23 protein-coding genes and 1 riboswitch are annotated in these 17,678 nt (G+C 39.2%); of the genes, 8 read left to right on the forward strand and 15 right to left on the reverse strand.

Annotation, left to right across the window (positions count from 1 at the left end):
- The first annotated feature begins 5 nt into the window (after positions 1 to 5).
- Entirely contained in the window at positions 6 to 623 is a 618-nt protein-coding gene (locus BPOF4_RS10775) for a lytic transglycosylase domain-containing protein (RefSeq protein WP_012959194.1), read from the forward strand.
- 48 nt (positions 624 to 671) lie between these two features.
- Here BPOF4_RS10775 and BPOF4_RS10780 read toward each other — a convergent pair whose 3' ends face one another.
- On the reverse strand, positions 672 to 1,385 hold the full coding sequence (locus tag BPOF4_RS10780) for a YusW family protein (RefSeq protein ID WP_012959195.1): 714 nt from the start codon (positions 1,383 to 1,385) through the stop codon (positions 672 to 674).
- Between the two features lie 117 nt (positions 1,386 to 1,502).
- Here BPOF4_RS10780 and BPOF4_RS10785 point away from each other — a divergent pair, with 117 nt between their 5' ends.
- From BPOF4_RS10785 to BPOF4_RS10795, 3 genes are all read left to right on the forward strand, one after another.
- Positions 1,503 to 2,015, forward strand: coding sequence for an MntP/YtaF family protein (locus BPOF4_RS10785; protein ID WP_012959196.1), 513 nt, complete (start codon positions 1,503 to 1,505; stop codon positions 2,013 to 2,015).
- 27 nt (positions 2,016 to 2,042) lie between these two features.
- A complete protein-coding gene (locus tag BPOF4_RS10790; RefSeq protein ID WP_158305569.1) occupies positions 2,043 to 2,792 on the forward strand; it encodes a hypothetical protein in 750 nt (249 codons plus the stop codon).
- Between the two features lie 161 nt (positions 2,793 to 2,953).
- The gene (locus tag BPOF4_RS10795; RefSeq protein ID WP_012959198.1) at positions 2,954 to 3,610 is read left to right on the forward strand and encodes a hypothetical protein; all 657 of its coding nucleotides are present in this window, start codon (positions 2,954 to 2,956) and stop codon (positions 3,608 to 3,610) included.
- Between the two features lie 55 nt (positions 3,611 to 3,665).
- Here the strand turns inward: BPOF4_RS10795 and BPOF4_RS10800 are convergent, their stop codons facing one another.
- The 6 genes from BPOF4_RS10800 to queC form a co-directional block, all read right to left on the reverse strand.
- Positions 3,666 to 4,829, reverse strand: a complete 1,164-nt coding sequence (locus BPOF4_RS10800; protein ID WP_012959199.1) for an MFS transporter — start codon at positions 4,827 to 4,829, stop codon at positions 3,666 to 3,668.
- Between the two features lie 176 nt (positions 4,830 to 5,005).
- Positions 5,006 to 5,383, reverse strand: coding sequence for a PH domain-containing protein (locus BPOF4_RS10805; protein ID WP_012959200.1), 378 nt, complete (start codon positions 5,381 to 5,383; stop codon positions 5,006 to 5,008).
- A 74-nt stretch (positions 5,384 to 5,457) separates the two neighbouring features.
- Entirely contained in the window at positions 5,458 to 5,955 is a 498-nt protein-coding gene (queF, locus tag BPOF4_RS10810) for a preQ(1) synthase (protein WP_012959201.1), read from the reverse strand.
- Between the two features lie 13 nt (positions 5,956 to 5,968).
- The gene (gene queE, locus BPOF4_RS10815; protein WP_012959202.1) at positions 5,969 to 6,679 is read right to left on the reverse strand and encodes a 7-carboxy-7-deazaguanine synthase QueE; all 711 of its coding nucleotides are present in this window, start codon (positions 6,677 to 6,679) and stop codon (positions 5,969 to 5,971) included.
- Positions 6,676 to 7,101: a 6-carboxytetrahydropterin synthase QueD gene (gene queD / locus BPOF4_RS10820; RefSeq protein WP_012959203.1), complete on the reverse strand. Its 426-nt coding sequence runs from the start codon at positions 7,099 to 7,101 to the stop codon at positions 6,676 to 6,678. The genes queE and queD overlap by 4 nt, the downstream gene beginning before the upstream one ends.
- On the reverse strand, positions 7,098 to 7,766 hold the full coding sequence (queC, locus tag BPOF4_RS10825) for a 7-cyano-7-deazaguanine synthase QueC (RefSeq protein ID WP_012959204.1): 669 nt from the start codon (positions 7,764 to 7,766) through the stop codon (positions 7,098 to 7,100). The genes queD and queC overlap by 4 nt, the downstream gene beginning before the upstream one ends.
- Before the next feature lie 193 nt (positions 7,767 to 7,959).
- Positions 7,960 to 8,003, reverse strand: a riboswitch (PreQ1 riboswitch).
- A 177-nt stretch (positions 8,004 to 8,180) separates the two neighbouring features.
- On the opposite strand from queC, the gene BPOF4_RS10830 reads away from it, so the two are divergent.
- Complete coding sequence (locus tag BPOF4_RS10830) at positions 8,181 to 9,413, forward strand: aminopeptidase (protein ID WP_012959205.1); 1,233 nt, start codon at positions 8,181 to 8,183, stop codon at positions 9,411 to 9,413.
- A 99-nt stretch (positions 9,414 to 9,512) separates the two neighbouring features.
- Here the strand turns inward: BPOF4_RS10830 and BPOF4_RS10835 are convergent, their stop codons facing one another.
- The 4 genes from BPOF4_RS10835 to BPOF4_RS10850 form a co-directional block, all read right to left on the reverse strand.
- Positions 9,513 to 9,983: a DUF948 domain-containing protein gene (locus BPOF4_RS10835; protein ID WP_012959206.1), complete on the reverse strand. Its 471-nt coding sequence runs from the start codon at positions 9,981 to 9,983 to the stop codon at positions 9,513 to 9,515.
- 29 nt (positions 9,984 to 10,012) lie between these two features.
- Complete coding sequence (locus BPOF4_RS10840) at positions 10,013 to 10,360, reverse strand: DUF5665 domain-containing protein (RefSeq protein ID WP_012959207.1); 348 nt, start codon at positions 10,358 to 10,360, stop codon at positions 10,013 to 10,015.
- Between the two features lie 117 nt (positions 10,361 to 10,477).
- On the reverse strand, positions 10,478 to 11,374 hold the full coding sequence (locus tag BPOF4_RS10845) for a cation diffusion facilitator family transporter (protein WP_012959208.1): 897 nt from the start codon (positions 11,372 to 11,374) through the stop codon (positions 10,478 to 10,480).
- 70 nt (positions 11,375 to 11,444) lie between these two features.
- Positions 11,445 to 12,029: a TetR/AcrR family transcriptional regulator gene (locus BPOF4_RS10850; RefSeq protein ID WP_012959209.1), complete on the reverse strand. Its 585-nt coding sequence runs from the start codon at positions 12,027 to 12,029 to the stop codon at positions 11,445 to 11,447.
- 160 nt (positions 12,030 to 12,189) lie between these two features.
- Here BPOF4_RS10850 and BPOF4_RS10855 point away from each other — a divergent pair, with 160 nt between their 5' ends.
- Complete coding sequence (locus BPOF4_RS10855) at positions 12,190 to 12,429, forward strand: hypothetical protein (protein ID WP_012959210.1); 240 nt, start codon at positions 12,190 to 12,192, stop codon at positions 12,427 to 12,429.
- 26 nt (positions 12,430 to 12,455) lie between these two features.
- On the opposite strand, the gene BPOF4_RS10860 is transcribed toward BPOF4_RS10855, so the two are convergent.
- From BPOF4_RS10860 to uvsE, 3 genes are all read right to left on the reverse strand, one after another.
- Positions 12,456 to 13,625 carry an alpha/beta hydrolase gene (locus BPOF4_RS10860; RefSeq protein ID WP_012959211.1) on the reverse strand — a complete coding sequence of 390 codons (1,170 nt, stop codon included), beginning with the start codon at positions 13,623 to 13,625 and terminating at the stop codon, positions 12,456 to 12,458.
- A 170-nt stretch (positions 13,626 to 13,795) separates the two neighbouring features.
- Positions 13,796 to 14,326, reverse strand: a complete 531-nt coding sequence (msrA, locus tag BPOF4_RS10865) for a peptide-methionine (S)-S-oxide reductase MsrA (protein WP_041822455.1) — start codon at positions 14,324 to 14,326, stop codon at positions 13,796 to 13,798.
- A 60-nt stretch (positions 14,327 to 14,386) separates the two neighbouring features.
- Positions 14,387 to 15,274 (reverse strand): UV DNA damage repair endonuclease UvsE, encoded by an 888-nt coding sequence (gene uvsE, locus BPOF4_RS10870; protein WP_012959213.1) that lies wholly within the window; start codon positions 15,272 to 15,274, stop codon positions 14,387 to 14,389.
- Between the two features lie 582 nt (positions 15,275 to 15,856).
- Here uvsE and BPOF4_RS10875 point away from each other — a divergent pair.
- Together BPOF4_RS10875 and BPOF4_RS10880 are read left to right on the forward strand one after the other, a co-directional pair.
- A complete protein-coding gene (locus tag BPOF4_RS10875) occupies positions 15,857 to 16,084 on the forward strand; it encodes a YuzF family protein (protein WP_012959214.1) in 228 nt (75 codons plus the stop codon).
- A gap of 102 nt (positions 16,085 to 16,186) precedes the next feature.
- The gene (locus tag BPOF4_RS10880; RefSeq protein WP_012959215.1) at positions 16,187 to 17,122 is read left to right on the forward strand and encodes a nucleoside hydrolase; all 936 of its coding nucleotides are present in this window, start codon (positions 16,187 to 16,189) and stop codon (positions 17,120 to 17,122) included.
- A gap of 34 nt (positions 17,123 to 17,156) precedes the next feature.
- On the opposite strand, the gene BPOF4_RS10885 is transcribed toward BPOF4_RS10880, so the two are convergent.
- Positions 17,157 to 17,456 carry a HesB/YadR/YfhF family protein gene (locus BPOF4_RS10885; RefSeq protein ID WP_012959216.1) on the reverse strand — a complete coding sequence of 100 codons (300 nt, stop codon included), beginning with the start codon at positions 17,454 to 17,456 and terminating at the stop codon, positions 17,157 to 17,159.
- Between the last annotated feature and the right edge of the window lie 222 nt (positions 17,457 to 17,678).

Here is a 17,678-nt window from a genome sequence, read left to right on the forward strand (position 1 = left end):
TGCATGTGAAGAAATTCTTTACGTTTTTATTTTTTATGACATTCATCATTTTAATCATTGGTGTATGGTCCTTTGAGAAGAATGATCAAGTAAGACAGCTTACCTATAAGACGCTGATCGGACAACATCATATACCAGAAGAATATGTCCCTATTTATCAAGATGCAGCAGATGAATATGATGTCCCGTGGGAACTTTTAGCATCCGTACATCGGGTGGAGACCATTTTTTCAACAATGGATCCCCTCATCAGCCCTGTGGGGGCAGTTGGTCACTTTCAGTTCATGCCTAGAACATGGGTCGGCTGGAGTTACCCCGGAGGAGATCTTGGGCAGATTGAGGATGAAATAGACATTACAGATGTAGCCCTGATTGAAGAACATCGCGGATATGGCGTCGATGCGACAGGTAACGGGGTAGCAGATCCTTTTGATATGTATGATGCGGCTTATTCTGCTGCGAGGTATTTAGCTGATCACGGTGCAAGTGACGGCGAGTATGAAGAGGCATTATTTGCTTATAATCAAAGTCAAGAGTATGTTAATCAAGTAATGGGTTACTTCAATTCTTACAAACAGCATTACGAGTTAGTATCATTGCCATTTGCATATGGCAAAAAATAAGCATGGAGCGTTTGCTCCATGCTTATTTTAATCCAGTCATATATGTATTCAGTCGCGCTTATATTTCAATTTGGATTTGTTCTCAAACTCGATTTCTATTTCAATTTTTTTAACGTTTGATGTCTCTACTTCAAGTTTGGCTAACAGCTGCTCTGCTAGGGCATCAGTTAGTGAGTCATTTTCAACATATAACTCAGCAAGTAAAGCTTCCGTATATTGTACAGCATCGTTCCCTTTTATTTCGTGCTTACTTTTCCCCTTGCCTTTTTGCTTCATTTTGACTTTGGCTTTAGGTTTATCTTTTTTGACTTCATATTCGATTTCTACCTCTCCGCCATCTTCAAATTCCACATCAAGTTCAAATCCCTTTACACCTGATGCTAAAACGCTCATACTTTCTGCCTCTTCACTTTTTTCATCCGGTGTTTCTTCTAAATCTTTAGTTGTTGACGTACTTTCTTGTGGTGATTCCTCTGCTTCAATGGTTTCATCCTCATGATGTTGAGGTTCTTCCCATTGTTCTAGATCACTTTCTTCAATCACTTGCTGGTCACCAAACTCATCTTGCTCAGCTGATTCACCTTGCTCATCTCCTCTAGCAATCTCGCTTACTGCTACTGCATCCTCCGTTTCAAAAGTAACAGCATCGGAAGTATCTGTATTGACAGAGTCGGAATCAACAGAATCATTTCCTGCGCCTTGGTTACACCCCGCAAGGACAAATAAAGAGATAAATAAAATGACGATGTATGAATGCTTCAACTAATTCACCTCATTGTATTGGTTACATATTCCGTAGCCACTTTATCACAGTTTAAAGTCTTATTCTAGAGGCATGAGTCATAAGCTGTCATATACCATGTCCAAGGAGTTGTATAAATGGGCTTTCTCTTTTTAGTGTTGCTTGCCTTATTAGTCAGTATAGATGGATTTGTGATCGGCTTTATGTTCGGGCTTAAACGAATTAAAATCCCATTAATCGTTCTAATTTTTATCTCTATCTTCTCAGCTATTGTCATTTTTCTTTCAATGGGTGTCGGCCGCCTGCTTGGAGAGGTCATCCCATCCTCAATGATTCAAACACTTGCAGCGATTTTAATGATTGGTGTAGGGGTGTATAACCTGTTTAATGAACTTCCTCTATACCGTCAATCGTATTTCGTCATTATCGCATTATTAATTAATGTCGACAGTGTCGGTTATGGTATACAGGCTGGATTTGCAGAGAGACCATTTTGGTTCGCCCCGCTCGCAGGAACGATTCTTTTTCTTGCGCTTATATTCGGAATTATAAGAGGATACGAAACGAAAAATCCATTTATCTTGAAATATATTGCCTCACTTCCCGGCCTTTTGTTTATTTGTTTAGGAGTGATGAAGCTGATGTTTTAATGTACTTTCCAATCTTTATATCATTCTTTGAAAGTGACCAAAAGTTTGCTCTTTCATATATATGTATCAATGCCTATACTCAAACAAAGGAGCAGTGCTATGATGGAGCATAATAAAGAAAAATGTATGAAAGAAAAAGGATTATCAAGTGAACCTGTACTTATTCAATCAGTTATATGTGCAAAGGAAGTAAAACTGGTTGCACATACAAAAACAGAGCTGAAAGTTGATGGCTGCAGCCAAATCCAATTTGTACCTGATTTGATGACCACTGAAATCCAAGGAACTTTGCTTCATGACCTTATTATCTTACAAGGATTTATTAAAGGAAGTATTATAGTGAATAACCAATGTATTAAAAAAATCACGCTGCCGTTTCAAGAAGAAATTAAATGTGATGATGTCTGCCCTGGTGACACTCTTAAACAAACAATCCCTACTTTAAAAGGGGTTGTTCCTCCACAGATTATTCCTTGTGAAGAAGGCAGCTACTCTTATGTTGTATTTAAAGTAATATTAGGTTTACAAATTACCGTTATTAGAGAAAAAATCGGAACAGTTGCCGTGACTATTATAGGGGATGTGGACGAAAACCGTTGTAACCTTACGAGCACCCCGCCACAAATTATTTGCTATCAAGAGACACCTAAACATGAGAAGCCTAAAAAACCAAAAGAACCAAAAAAGAAAAAAGAAGAAAGTAAATGCACAAAGGAAAAATTCAAGGAGGAAACTTCATGTTTTTACAGTCATAAAAAGAAAAAATTTGATTATTAACGAATCATCTTAGCTCATTTCACCATGGTTTAAATTACCAATTTTATCTAATTGGTTTCAATGTCTAGAGCAAGCCTCCCCTCCTTTTAATAGGATGTAGAGATTCATTTAGTAGAGCTAAAGTGAATCAAAAACTATCAAACTATTAAGGAGAGGATCAAATGGATTTTCATTGTAATCAACACAATCATTTAGGGGATTTTTGCTGTGGGAAAGAAAAATACCACAAGCCTGCACAGCCAAGCATTGAGTGCTTGAAGGTGAATTCTGTTATTTGTACGAAGTCAGTTCAGAAGGTAGCGGAGTTACGTGTACCCACTGTTGAGTTAGGGATTGGTGATGATATCGATTTAGCTTTAATTTCTTTTTCGAATGTAACAGCTAATCCAAACGGCATTGTCATGCGTGGAACGTTAATTGATGGAAAAGTTGTTAACTCTGGATATGTACCAGTTACAGCTAATATTAATATTGCCGGAGTAGCACTCCCAATTGAAGTTTCTCTTAATTTGCCTTTCCAAGAGGAAACAGAATGCCCGGGAGCTTGTGTGGGAGATGACTTACAAGAAACCGTTCCAGTTATCGAAGCAGTTTTAGAACCAGTCATTACACCAGGCATCACAGTGGCAGGGGCTGTATCTTTAGCTACTATCACGTTCAAAGTCATCATCAGAACTCAAATCACCGTTTCTCGTGAGAAGCTCGTTCAAGCTGGTGTAACTGTTCTAGGTGATATTAACCCTGACCGTTGTACAACTTTACAGCCAACTCTGCCGACTTCAAGAACTGTGACGTTCTACAATGGCAATAACGGCTAAAATCTACTAATGACGAAAAAGGCTTGCTAGTTGCAAGCCTCTTTTCTATGCATTATTATGATTCTTCCTCTTTTAGATAGGAATGATTTTTGACTCTATATACAATAAATAAATAAGCAAGTGATACAATAAGCATCGCTGTACCGACGAATTGATAAATAAATCGGATCGAAGGTTGGTTAGCTATCATTCCAATCCCGTCTAATATGATAGGTGAAGCGAATTGACCAAGAAATAAGAGACTCGTTACGAGAGCCATCGCCTGAACAACTTGGATTCTAGGTACCTCTCTTGTTACTCGGTCAAACACTATCGGCATGATGATTCCAAAGCCAAACCCCATACACGCAACACCAGCAGCTAAAAATGCCAAATGAGATGAGAAACCAACCAACAGAAAGCCTGCAGCCATTAAAAAGAGCTGGATCGGGATCACATATGCGTTCAATAATTGGTTCACTTTATTTAACACTATACCGGCAACTAACCCAGTGGCTGTAGCAATCGCAATGATGATTCCTGCCATTTGTGAAGACCCGATGCCTTCCTCATGGATAAATAATGCCATGTTGGCAGGGATTGAATAAAAAGCTAGTATTAAAAAGAACAAGCCTCCCCCTAACATATAGACTTTCTTAGGCAAGGGAGACAGCGTCGTGCCGATAGGAATTGTTTCAGGACTGCGTTTAGGAAGAAAGCAAACAACAATCAGTGCAACGACCAAAGCGACCAAATACACGCTGAACGTAACACGCCAGCTTATGGCTGCAAGCAGCCCTGAAGATAAAAATAAGATAATGCCGCCTAGGTTATTAGATGCACTTACCTGTCCCATCACAGCTGTTCTTTCTCTGCCGTCAAAGAAATCAGAAACGAGCGACGTTGAAATTGGCATTAAAAAGCCGACTCCAATCCCTAAGACAGCACGGCAGACAAGCAACCACTCAATCGAAGCCGCAAGCCCTCCGCCAGCCACATAAAAGCTAATCCCAATCAATACAATGGTTTTCTTAGCTATCTTTTTTGTTAAGTAACTCGAAATAAATGTGAACGGAATAATAAATAATGATGGTAAAGTAAGGATGAGTTTAATCGTCGTTTCACTTGAATTTGGAAAAGCCGCTTGAATATCTGCAAGTGCAGGCGAGACGGCAGCACCAGCCATAACGGTCAGTATCGAAATGGAGAGAATGGCGGCTTTGATAAGATGTTTATTCATTCTTTTCCTTCTTTCTACCATTTAAACTATCTGTTACATGCTGTACGATTTAGCACAATGTATATACATGATTAACAGCCACTAATCTATTATATAACCTCATAATTGATTTCAGCAGTAAAAACGCTCAATTCGAGTCTTCCAAAAAAAGTACATCCGCTAAAATAGCGGATGTATTAGTTCATTACGTATGTGGCAATCGCTTTTTGAACATCAAAAATGCTTTTATCTTTTTTAAATTGTTTCTTGATCGGCTCTGCCGTACTTGAGACCCAGATTTTCAGTTCTGCATCAAGATCAAACGTACCTGCCGTCTCTACGCTGAAGTGCGTTATGCTTTTATAAGGAATCGAGTGATACTCAATCTTTTTCCCTGTAACACCTTGTTTATCAACTAAGATCAATCTGGCATTTGTAAAAATAAACAGGTCTCGAATGAGTTTGTAGCCTCTCTCGATTTTTTCTCCATCAATGAGAATCACTTCTAACTCTTTCTCTACTTCGGCAAGGTTAATTTCTGATGCATTGCCCATTAAACCGTCAAGTAAGCCCATAATTGATCCCTCCTGCAAATTGTGACTACCCATTCTATTCAATAGATGTATTCAACAAGGATTGCGCTATTCCTTTAACGGTTATCAATCGTCTCCGGGTATAAGTCATGATTCATTAAACGGTATTCAGCCATTTTCTCATACTTTGTTCCTGGCTTGCCGTAGTTTGTATAAGGGTCAATTGAAATACCGCCGCGCGGAGTAAATTTACCCCACACTTCAATATAGCGTGGATCCATTAATTCGATTAAATCATTCATAATAATATTCATACAGTCTTCATGAAAATCTCCATGATTTCTAAAGCTGAATAAATAAAGCTTTAACGATTTACTCTCTACCATCTTTTCACCAGGAATATAGCTGATATAAATCGTTGCAAAATCTGGCTGCCCTGTTTTCGGACAAAGAGAAGTAAATTCCGGACAATTAAATTTAACAAAATAATCTCTATTTGGATGCTGGTTATCAAACACTTCTAGAATCTTCGGATTGTATTCAAAATCATATGTTGTCCCTTGATTTCCAAGCAGTGTTACACCTTGCAAATCTTCATCTTTACGTCCACCCATATTCAAATCCTCCTTAGACGCCTCGTTTATTTCCCCATACCAACGTATGGAGCTGCGGTAATACTTTTACGTCATTTAATGTTTCTGATGCTACAGCTTGATCAATTAACCACTCATAACGATCTAATAAATGAGAGATTAATGAATCATTTTCAACAGACTCTACTTCATCATTCCCAACTTGAAGATACATTGGAATCTCCGGGTACCTCTCATGGATATGCTTGGCATATTCCAGATCTTCTTCGGTAAAAACAACAACTTTCAAACTGACATGCTGGTCTTTAAGCCGGTCGATATAATAGTCGAGCTTATCAAAGTCTGTTTCCATTTTTGAACTAGGCGGTTTCGGGGAGATCGTTACATCACTAACCTCCATCATCCACTCCTGCCAAAGAGATCCTTGCGTTTCAACCGCAGTTTTAATTCCCAAGCTCTTCAAAAAAGACACGAGCTTTCCAATTCCTTGATGAATAGCCGGATTTCCCCCAGAAATAGTTACATGAGAAAATCTGTCTCCACCAATTTCTTTTAATTGCTTAATAATCTCCTCTGCGGTCATTAGATTACTTTTACCGGTACCGTCCCATGTAAACGCAGAATCGCACCACGAACAACGGTAATCACAGCCGCCCGTTCTGACAAACATTGTTTTTTGACCGATAACCATCCCCTCACCTTGAATGGTCGGTCCGAAAATCTCCATTACCGGGATCTTTTTCATGCTAGTTCCTCTGGTTTCGGACGATAGACGACATAGCTTGTCGGAGTTTCTCGCACGAGTACTTGAATACATTTCGGTTGATTTGAAAGCGTGTCTAGGTGAGATTGAATCGTTTCCCAAATCTGCATAGCAACTACTTCGGTCGTAGGGTCAAGATCTTCATACTCTTTATGCTCATTTAATAAGGAGTGATCATACCTTTTATGAACTAACGTTTTAATGTTTTTAAAGTTGATAAGAAAGCCTGTTGAATCAAGCTCATCTCCAGCAATTGTTACATTAATAAAATACGTATGTCCGTGTATGTTTTGGCATGCCCCTGCTGATTCGTCATTAATAAAATGAGCTGCAGCGAGATGCATATCTTTATTTAATTCAAACCGATAAGAATGCGGGACTTGAGGATAGAACTGCTGAATCATGATTCTTCACCCGCCTCAGTCGATGCCAAGTAATCATCTAAGCCTTTTTTACGCAGTACACACGCCGGACATTCCCCGCAGCCATCACCAATGATGCCATTATAGCAAGTAAGTGTTTTCTCTCTGACAAATGAAAGAGCCCCTAGATCATCAGCAAGCTTCCATGTTTGTTCTTTATTTAACCACATCAATGGCGTGTGAATCACAAACTGATCATCCATTGATAAGTTCAAGGTTACATTTAATGATTTCACAAAAATATCTCGGCAGTCTGGATAGCCGCTGAAATCCGTCTCACATACTCCTGTAATAATATGTTTAGCACCGATTTGCTTACCGTAAATCGCCGCAAATGATAAAAATAAGAGGTTACGCCCTTCGACAAAAGTAGATGGCAGCTCACCATCATCGCCTGCTTCTACTTCAATATCAGCTCTAGTCAGGGCATTAGGTGACAACTGGTTCAAAAGCCCCATATCTAACACATGAAAGGAAACACCTAATTCGTCAGCGATTTTCCTTGCACATTCAATCTCTTTGGAGTGCCTTTGCCCATAATCAAACGTTACAGTAGCTACTTCCTTAAATTCTTTCAATGCCCAAAACAGGCACGTTGTACTGTCTTGGCCGCCGCTGAATACAACGACTGCTTTATCTTGTTTCATGACTCTAGTTCCCCCTTCACAGTTGAAGAAGAACGAGCATTCGTTAAACTCCTCGCAGCATTAAACTGCGACTGCTAAAAACCGTATGTCTCACAAAGAGTATACGGTCCGTTCTCATGTTCATAAAGTACCCGATTTAGGGTCATTCTATAGATGATGAACGAAAGAAAACGACATCTCATTGATGCTGTTTTCATTTATAGTTTTTTATAGAGGGAGTTTGCGAACCTCTTTCACGTAATCGTGAATCTTCTTTATTCTACTTTTTACTTTTTTGCGTTTACTATCGTACCATAAAAACCAAAATAGTGCTTATTCTTTTAACTTAAGTACCGTTTCTTTCCTTTGAGTCATAATGTTGGTAAAATAGTGAAGAATAAAATAATAATACATAAAAGAAATGAGGATGACTCTATGACAACTTTTCAAGACAATTTAGAGAAGTATGCTGAACTTGCTGTTAAAGTCGGCATTAATATCCAGCCAAATCAAACGTTAATTGTTCGTACACCGCTAACAGCTGTTGATTATGTACGACTTGTCGCAAAAAAAGCATATGAAGCTGGCGCTAAGCATGTACAAGTCATTTGGGATGATGAACAGATTACAAAGACTAAATATGAACTAGCTCCTGATGAGGCATTTAACGAATTCCCTGAATGGCTTGCAAAAGGATATGAAGAACTTGCAGAGAGCGGTGCAGCTTTCTTAAGCATCACGGGTTCTAACCCTGACCTACTGAAAGATGCGGATCCTGAGCGTGTATCGAATGCTGCTAAAGCAAGCGGGAAAGCGATGGCCGGATTCCGTTCGTATGTAATGGCTGATAAAATCAGCTGGTCAATTGTAGCCGTACCTTCTGTGGAATGGGCAGAAAAAGTTTTTCCAGATACGAAAGGTGAAGAAGCTGTTCAGAAGCTTTGGGATGCAATCTTTGCAGCTACTCGCATTCACAATGAAGACCCAGTAGCCGATTGGAAATCACATCTTGCTAATTTAGATGAAAAGATGGTCGCTTTAAATGAGAAGCATTATGAAGCGCTTCACTATACTGCTGAAGGAACAGACCTTACGATCGAACTTCCTGAATCGCACCTATGGGTAAGCGGAGGAAGCACAAATAAAGATGGTGTAGATTTTGTTGCCAATATGCCTACTGAAGAAGTGTTTACTTCAGCTAAGAAAACAGGCGTCAATGGTACGGTATCAAGTACAAAGCCGCTTAACTACGGCGGAACGATTATTGATAACTTTTCACTTACATTTAAAGATGGAAAAGTGGTCGACTTCAAAGCAGAACAAGGGGAAGCAACATTACAGCGTTTGCTAGACTCTGATGAGGGTGCCCGCTATATTGGTGAAGTGGCTCTTGTCCCTCATAAGTCACCTATTTCTGATACGAATATTTTATTCTACAATACGTTATTTGATGAAAACGCATCAAATCACTTAGCAATCGGCAGTGCTTACGCATTCTGTATTGAAGGCGGAAAAGAGATGTCTAAGGAAGAGCTTGAGAAAAACGACTTAAACACGAGCAATACTCACGTTGATTTTATGATCGGTTCGAGTGATATGAATATTGACGGCATTAAAAAAGACGGTACACGCGAACCCGTCTTCCGCGACGGAAACTGGGCGTTTTAAAATAAAACTTCTACAGTGGAAATCAACAATTAGCGTTACGATGAAGCTTTTAATACCTCAAATAACAAAAGCTGATGAGATGATCTCATCAGCTTTTTTCTAAATTTCTTCTTTTACTGTTACCTTTACCTTAGCATCAGCGGCTTGTCCTTTTCTTTTCTTGTTTGCTTTTCTTAAGTAATACATAAGAGCGACGCCGCGTACAAATCCTTTTAGGTTCTTCTGTCTGCCGACTTCAGCTCCAGTCCTTACTTCATCCATTTTTGCACCGGTATAATCAGCTAATGTTTCAGTGAGATGATGCGTTGCTTGCCCTGCATCTTCTACCACATCAAACAGTGGATCAAGCTTGCTTACTTTATGGTTAACATCCATTAACGTTTCGTTCGCATTGTACAAGACTAATTTTGTTTCACTTGTAATATCATCCAAGCTTTTTTCTGCTTGTGAAATCGTTTTTGCCGTATTATCCAATGTTTCTGTAAGTTTTTTAAGTACCGGGATTAGTAATGCGACTAATACCGCAAAACCAATAGCTAAAATTAATACTCCAATTCCTAACCAATCCATATGTATCACCTCGTCATTTAGTTTATCCTTTATGGCTGCTCACGATACTGATCGACCATCTCTAAAAATTCAGCTACCCATTCTCCTACAATTGGAAGTGAGATCATTTGAGTTAAAATGAAAATGAATAACCCAATAAAAATAGCGGTTCCTATTGTCAATCCAACACCTCTAGCAATCCCTGCTAAAAGATTGGTTTTAATCACTTCTTTTTTGTCGGTGAAGTGATAGGCCATATCCTTTAAACGACCATTTGTTGTCATGTCTTCGAGTTTATCTAATAATTTTTCAAAGCGTTCATTTTCATCATGACGCTTTTCATCGGATCGATGCTTAGGAGGCAGCTTTCGTTGTTCCTGTTCTTTGCGTAACCCCATTCGGTATCCTCCCTTCTTGCATATTCGTTCAATAATACGCTTATTAAATACATACCCAGCTATTTCTGCTCATAAACCAAAAACTCCCTGCCTAAGTACATTGGCAGGGAGTTCTTCTTACGCCCATTTACGATCTTGAGTAAATGAAACGGTCAACCACTTTGTATAATGAATATCCTTCATTTTTAGATTAATTTCTTCTCTGATCTCATCATGCTCTCGTACCGTTTGAGCTTTAGAAGATGGATCTAAAATAAAGTCAATCTCAATATATAATTTTTCCCCTACTTTCGATGTGCGGGTGACTGATTCTACGAAACGATATTTCATCTCCGTTTCTTCCACTAGTTTTAATATGTGAGTTTGCAAAGGTTGTGCAGGGGACATTTCTAACACTTCTCGAATGTTATCTCTAATCATCACATATGGAAGCTTCAAGCAATATAGGGACACTAAAAGTACCATCAGCGGATCAATATAAGCCACATATGCTGCATACTGAGTATAAGATACAATCGTTGCCCCTAAGAAACCTACAAGGACAGCCCCACTTAACAATGTATCCATTAACCACTGCTTTTGTTCAGCTTCAATAAATCCTGATTGACTTGTTTTCTTTTTTTGTGACAAGAAATACAAGACAACAGCACAGCCGACGGTTGAAAGAATAGAGTACACGAGCGCATACCCGGGATCTACAGCTCTCCCCCCTGTAAATAGGTCATATCCTGATGATGCGAGTGCCACTATACACAACACTAAAATGATACTATATTTAACAATAATAATAATCGGCTCAAGCACTTCTTTTCCAAATGGGAAACGTTTTTCATCCTGCTTTTTAATGTATGCTGCACCGAGTAAAGACATTAGAGATAAGACAACACTTATAAAAGAATAAGCCCCGTCAAATAAAATCATCTGTGAGTTGATGATTAAGCCCCAAACTACTCCAATAACAGCAAAAAGCAGCGCACCATAAACCGATATCATTAATACGCGTTTTTCACTCATGTTAGCACCTCATTAATAATTTATGACTGAACGTCAGTCATTTTTAGTCCACAAAAAGCCAATGAATGCATCAGCTTATTGCTCGTTCGATAAAATCATATAATTCTTTTTTGTACAAAGTTAATTCTTCTGCACTCTTTTTTGCATCTGTGAAAAAGTACGTTTCTGCAGATTGTTCAATCAACCCGATAATAAAACTCGCCAAATGAGTGATCGAACGTCCCATTGGAATGTGGCCAGCTTCCATCGCGATGTTTAATTTCGACTCCAGCCACTCATAGTAAGGCCGGTAAATATCTTCCCATCTTTGAAACGAGTGATAATAAGCAATCCCTGAGTAACAAAACTTAATCACTTCTTTATGCTCCTCAGTTACTTGATAGGTTTGATCTATCAACACTTGCACAATTTGAAAGATCGAATCATCTTTCTTTACTTCTTGTTGAATAGCTTCTAATTGTTCATTTAGAATTCGTTCTGCGATGGCAGGTACAATGGCTCCCTTTGAATCAAAATATAAATAAAATGTTCCTTGAGCCACTCCCGCATGTTTTACAATTTGTGATATAGAAGCTTTCTCAAATCCCTTCTCTTTCATTTGTTCAAATGCGGCATTTAATATAAGTTCATATTTTGTTTCCTGTTTGTTATTCATTAACGCCTCCAAAACCGACTGACTGTCATTCATTTTATTGTATCTTATTCACTTCCTTTTTTCAATAGAACCACTCTTCTACATAAAAAGCAAAAAAGTAATAGGACTCCACCTTCTGACACATAATAAACGATAAGAAAATTGAAGAGGAGGCTTTTTAATGAGTTCACCCTATCTATGCCCAAACTGTAAAACAAATCGCTCTCGTTTTAATTTGATCGAGCAAGTAGCGACCCCAGTAAAATTAAATCCTCAAGATGGCTCACTCGTTGAACAATACTCAAACGATCAGTTAGACCCTTTTCATACTCCATACCGCGGACCGGAACTAAAAGTACAATGTGGTGCGTGCGGTCTGATTGAAGACGAAAGAATGTTCATTAAGCGTGCTCAAACGTAAAAAAGGCGAAGCCTCTGCTTCGCCTTTTATTGTGTGAATGGCATCATTGATAGTGCCTGCCTCCCTAAAAGAAAGCTTCCAATGGCATACGCCTCTGCTTCTTCTCGGAACTGATTTGTTTGTTCTACACCCTCGTACACATGCAAGTGATAGGGTTCATATTGAGGAGCTTCCTCAAAAACTTGGTTAAGAAAAGAAGCCGTTTGATTCAGTCCATGATTCCCTCGGTACATGACTTCATAAAAAGAAATAAACCCATGCATTACACCGTTATATCTTAGAGTACGTACAGAGACACCATGTTCAGCTAACCGCTTCGCATAAGCTTCTCCTTCATCACGAAGCGGGTCAAACTCAGCCGTAATCACTAGAGCTGGGGGCATTTTATATAAATCATCTGCCTCAAGCGGGGATGTGTAAGGAAGCTTCCACATCTCCTTTTCAGGGGTATACGTATCTCTAGCTCTTAACATAACGTTTCTAGATAATAGATAATACCCGCTGTCATATACTCCCCTTGAGTCAAACTCAACATCTTGAAAGGTCGTTAACGGATAAAGAAGTGCCTGCGCAGCAATATCAGGCCCATTACGGTCTCTAGCCATCAGCGAGACAACGGTAGCTAAATTCCCGCCTGCACTATCTCCTACTACAGCTACTTTAGAAGGGTCTCCTCCTAAGTTTTCCGCCTCACTAACAGCCCACACAAAGGCATCATAGCTGTCTTCAATTGCTGCAGGAAAAGGATGTTCTGGCGCCACTCTGTAGCCCACGGCAATAACAATACTTTTTGTCCTAGCAGCAAGTGAGCGGACAATATTGTCATGAGTATTAATATCGCCGTAGCCTTTCATAAATGCACCGCCATGATAATAGAGAATAATCGGATGACCCTCTCCTTTAATCGGACGATACATTCTGGCTTGAATTTCACTTCCGTCAGTAACTGGAATAGAAATGTTTTCTCTAGTAAATGAAGGACTGCCGCCTTGCACAAAAAATTTCGGCGGTTTCATATCTGCAGGAACTAAATTATGATGAACAGCATGCAGCAAAACAGCGGTTTTTGGAGGAACTTTTCCCGCTTCCGTATAAGTCCAAGCGTGAACAGAGAGGACTACAATAAGGGCTAACATATTTATCGTTAAAATGGAGATCAACACTCCATATTTACATTTTTTAAGGATGGATAACACGAAAAGACACGCCCCCTTTTGTCTGACTTTTTTAACTCTTTTGTTTTATTATATCAGAAAAAGGTCGTTTTGTTATATAATTTTATATATTTATAATAGATTTTTACATATTTAAACCACAATTACACATTTATTAAAAAACCCCCGCTGTAAAAGCGAGGGTCGTCTCATTATTTCTTCCAGTTTGCTTCTATAAATTCATCCCGGCCAGATTGCTTGCGATCCTGTTTATATTCTTCTTTATGTGTTTTATAAAACTTTTGATGCTTTTCTTCAGCTAAATAAAATTCCTTTGCAGGGAGTATCTTAGTTACAATCGGTTTATTAAATCTGCCGCTTTCTTCGATTTCTTTTTTTGATTTCAGTGCTAATTCGCGCTGCTTTTCGGTATAGTAAAAAATCGCTGTACGGTATTGAGAACCTCGATCTTGAAACTGCCCTCCGTCATCAGTTGGATCTATTTGAGGCCAGTATAAAGATAGCAGCTTTTCATAAGAAAATTGTTCGGGGTCATATGTGATCTGAACCACTTCATAATGACCTGATTCACCTGTTTTCACTTGTTCATATGTAGGGTGATTGATCTCTCCCCCGCTATACCCTGATAATACATCTTCAATTCCTGGCTGTTCGTCAAAAGGCTGTACCATACACCAAAAACATCCCCCAGCAAACATGGCTTTCTCTCTTATATTAGACATAGCTGCACCTCTCTTTATGATTTGTTTTAGTAGTATAGCACATAGACGATTATTACTGCCTCATTCATGCTCACTTACCTCTTCCCATAATTGCAGCAGAGCTTTTTCCTTGGCTTTTGCTTCTAGCATAATATCCACTTCATACGGTTCCGTAAGAACGATTAACCTCTTAAAATCTTCCGGTCTGATAAAGTCTGCATGAGCTGGGTCCTTCATGCTTCTCTTACCTGAACTTAAGTGCATTTTTGGAACTAATAATATATGCTCCCAGGTCTGAATGACTTCTTCAATGAGCCTTTCTAGTTCTGGCATAGCGCGCTCAAAGCACAGCTCATGATGAATATCAAAGCAAATGGGTACTCCGCACTCTTTCGATATAGCTAATACATCTGCCGTGTGAAAAGTTTTATCATCATTTTCTAACCTCAGATACGTACGAACGTTTTCAGATAAGTCATGATAGGCTTTAATAAACGTCTGTTTTGCCTTTTCCTTATCTCCATAAGCCCCTCCAGTATGCAAAATCATATCACTTCCTCCGATAAAATGCAGAAAATCTGCGTGATACTCTAAATCTTTTATCGCATTCTGTACGACATGCTCTTTAGGTGAATTTAAGACCGTATATTGTCCAGGATGCATAGAAAGACGAAGATCATGTGCTTGCTGTAATTGATGAATTTCATCTAATTTCTCCCGCAGGTCCGTATCTTCTTGCCATCGCCAAGTCATTTTGGGATGAGTGGCAAAGGGAATCATATCACTGCTTACTCTAAAGAAGTAAATATTTTGTTCAATATTCCATGTAATGACTTTCTTTAACATTTCAATGTTCGATAAAGTTAATTCTTTGATTTTCTCCATACCTTCTTTTTCCATCGTTATAAGCCGGCATGTCCGAAAAGTAGTAGGCAATGTTAAGTTTTGGCAGGCATATCCCATTTTCATCTAATCACCTTCTCATGTCCTTTTTAGAGGCTACTGCGAAAATACCTCCTACAGTAGTTGTTGATTTCCGCTGCAGGCACACGCTTTCCGCGGGCGGTCCGGGAGCTTCCTCGTCGCTACGCTCCTGTGGGATCTCCCCTGGCCACACACATCCCGCAGGAGTCGGTGCCTTCCGCTCCAATCAACGGAGGAAGGATTTTGTATATTGCTCCCTCATCGTAGTTGTTTGTTGTTAAGTGATTTAAGCAAACGAAGACTCGAAGTTGTAATTTGAACTAAGTCATTAATATATCACTCCTCTAATTAATTACATAAAGCAATAACCCAGCGGATGAACGATACGTAGACTCCTGTGTGGACTAGAGCAGGGGTGAGATCCCACAGGGCTTTAGCCCGAGGAAGCTCACCAGCTCCATGCGAAAAGCGAAGTATGTTTCAGGAACGGCGAGCTTACTCTTACCTCCGATGTTTCCCAGCATTTCAGCGGCCTACCTTTTTTTGAAGAAGTCTTACAAAGCGAACACATATATTAGGTAAATGCATAGGATGAGATTGATATAAAATTAGAGGAGGCGCACGACTATGAATAATCAAAATGACCATCAAGTACCTCAAATGATCAGTTCTGTGGACCCTTATGTGGTTCAAACCCTTCAATCTGTGACAGGAAGTGAAGTTGTCATAGAAACAACTCGAGGGAATGTAAGGGGTACAGTCGCAAATGTGCTGCCAGATCATGTAGTCATTGAATCGAGCAATTCTACTTTCTTTGTCCGTATTCAGCAAATTGTATGGATTATGCCTGTCTAATATTTGCTAAAAGGATCTTCCCATCATATGGGAAGATTTTTTGTGTCCCTGCATTAGGCATTTGCATAAACATGTTATAAATACCAAATGTTGGTGATAACTATGAAAAAGATACTCGTATTTTGTGATCCCGGAATTGATGATACAATCGCCCTAATCTACGCCTTTCAAAATCCAGAAATTGAAGTGGTTGGAATCGTGGCTGAATACGGAAATACTAACAGACGGTTCGCTGTTCGTAATGTCCAATACTTGCTATCTTTACTTGGAAAAACAGATGTGCCTGTATTTAGCGGGGCTGAGCGCGCTTTAAGCGGAGAAGAGCCTGTCGCACACCCGACCATTCACGGCGATTTTGGCCTCGGCCCTTTTACACCTCCAGATACGGATGAGACCCTTCGTGAAAACTTTTGCGATCTCATCCAATTATTAGAAAAATACGGGGATGAATTAACGATTGTCACACTCGGCCGTTTGACTTCACTAGGAATGTTATTTCTTCTATACCCTAATTTAATGAAAAGAATTACTAATTACCACATAATGGGCGGAGCTTTTTTTGTTCCAGGAAATGTCACACCTGTGGCTGAGGCAAACATTTATGGTGACCCCACTGCAGCACTCATTGTTATGAAATTCGCAAAAAACATTACCTTATTTCCACTTAATATAACCGATCATATTTATATTACTCCAGAGCTTGCTGAACAATTAGACGTTGTAGGCTGCGAAAACATTTTGTATCCGATTCTTGATTTTTATTATTCGTTTTATCAGAGTCAAATTCCGGATATTGAAGGTAGTCCCGTGCATGATTTAATACCGATGATTGCCCTGACGAATCCAGATTGGTTTACACTTAAAAACTATTTAATCTATATCCAAAATGAGGCTGGAATTGCGCGCGGACTAACAAGTGCTGACATGCGCCCTTATGAAACACTGCCCCCTGCTCCAATTCACAAAGTGGCAACAAATATGGATAACACACATTTTGAAGAACATTTACTAGACATTATGACAAGGAAACCAGACTAAACTAAAAACCAGCACTCAGGTGCTGGTTTTCTAGTTACGTTTGCTCTTCATACACAAATTCAATTTCATCAAATTTGCGGCTGTATTTCACTTTAAGATCGAGGTTTTTAAAATACCATAAGTCCTTTTCTTCAATATAGAAAATAATACCGTCTACTTCTGCCTTTGTACCAATTTTAACCGGGGGATCTTGGCTGATCCCAAGTGAGAACCCGCTTTGAATATTACCGCACCCTCCATATCTTGCAAAAAACCGGATATATTCTCCCTCTCCCTGTAATTGAAATTCTTCTTTAAACCAAGCTAGTGCCGGCTTTGTAATTTGGATGTCCAACTGCCTCACTCCTACTCAAAATGCGTATATGTATTTCATGTAGTGTAACAAGAAACAAGGAGCCTTGTCTATCTTTTCAGCAAGCGGCTAAATCCGCCTAAAAAGTTTCCCAGGAGAAACTTTTTTGCTGCTTGTTGAATATATTGTAGTAAAGAAAAATGAAATCCATAAGGAGATGATAAAGATGAGCTATAAAAAAAGGATTGTCCAATATGCCTATTT

Source organism: Alkalihalophilus pseudofirmus OF4, from assembly GCF_000005825.2.
Lineage (GTDB): Bacteria > Bacillota > Bacilli > Bacillales > Bacillaceae_D > Alkalihalophilus > Alkalihalophilus pseudofirmus.

Bases quoted from the DNA above. Each gene is read 5' to 3' on its own strand.
- BPOF4_RS10785 (WP_012959196.1), top strand. From the start codon at position 1,503: ATGGGCTTTCTCTTTTTAGTGTTGCTTGCCTTATTAGTCAGTATAGAT.
- BPOF4_RS10795 (WP_012959198.1), top strand. From the start codon at position 2,954: ATGGATTTTCATTGTAATCAACACAATCATTTAGGGGATTTTTGCTGT.
- BPOF4_RS10800 (WP_012959199.1), bottom strand. From the start codon at position 4,829: ATGAATAAACATCTTATCAAAGCCGCCATTCTCTCCATTTCGATACTG.
- BPOF4_RS10805 (WP_012959200.1), bottom strand. From the start codon at position 5,383: ATGGGCTTACTTGACGGTTTAATGGGCAATGCATCAGAAATTAACCTT.
- queF (WP_012959201.1), bottom strand. From the start codon at position 5,955: ATGGGTGGACGTAAAGATGAAGATTTGCAAGGTGTAACACTGCTTGGA.
- queE (WP_012959202.1), bottom strand. From the start codon at position 6,679: ATGAAAAAGATCCCGGTAATGGAGATTTTCGGACCGACCATTCAAGGT.
- queD (WP_012959203.1), bottom strand. From the start codon at position 7,101: ATGATTCAGCAGTTCTATCCTCAAGTCCCGCATTCTTATCGGTTTGAA.
- queC (WP_012959204.1), bottom strand. From the start codon at position 7,766: ATGAAACAAGATAAAGCAGTCGTTGTATTCAGCGGCGGCCAAGACAGT.
- BPOF4_RS10830 (WP_012959205.1), top strand. From the start codon at position 8,181: ATGACAACTTTTCAAGACAATTTAGAGAAGTATGCTGAACTTGCTGTT.
- BPOF4_RS10835 (WP_012959206.1), bottom strand. From the start codon at position 9,983: ATGGATTGGTTAGGAATTGGAGTATTAATTTTAGCTATTGGTTTTGCG.
- BPOF4_RS10840 (WP_012959207.1), bottom strand. From the start codon at position 10,360: ATGGGGTTACGCAAAGAACAGGAACAACGAAAGCTGCCTCCTAAGCAT.
- BPOF4_RS10845 (WP_012959208.1), bottom strand. From the start codon at position 11,374: ATGAGTGAAAAACGCGTATTAATGATATCGGTTTATGGTGCGCTGCTT.
- BPOF4_RS10850 (WP_012959209.1), bottom strand. From the start codon at position 12,029: ATGAATAACAAACAGGAAACAAAATATGAACTTATATTAAATGCCGCA.
- BPOF4_RS10855 (WP_012959210.1), top strand. From the start codon at position 12,190: ATGAGTTCACCCTATCTATGCCCAAACTGTAAAACAAATCGCTCTCGT.
- msrA (WP_041822455.1), bottom strand. From the start codon at position 14,326: ATGTCTAATATAAGAGAGAAAGCCATGTTTGCTGGGGGATGTTTTTGG.
- uvsE (WP_012959213.1), bottom strand. From the start codon at position 15,274: ATGAAAATGGGATATGCCTGCCAAAACTTAACATTGCCTACTACTTTT.
- BPOF4_RS10875 (WP_012959214.1), top strand. From the start codon at position 15,857: ATGAATAATCAAAATGACCATCAAGTACCTCAAATGATCAGTTCTGTG.
- BPOF4_RS10880 (WP_012959215.1), top strand. From the start codon at position 16,187: ATGAAAAAGATACTCGTATTTTGTGATCCCGGAATTGATGATACAATC.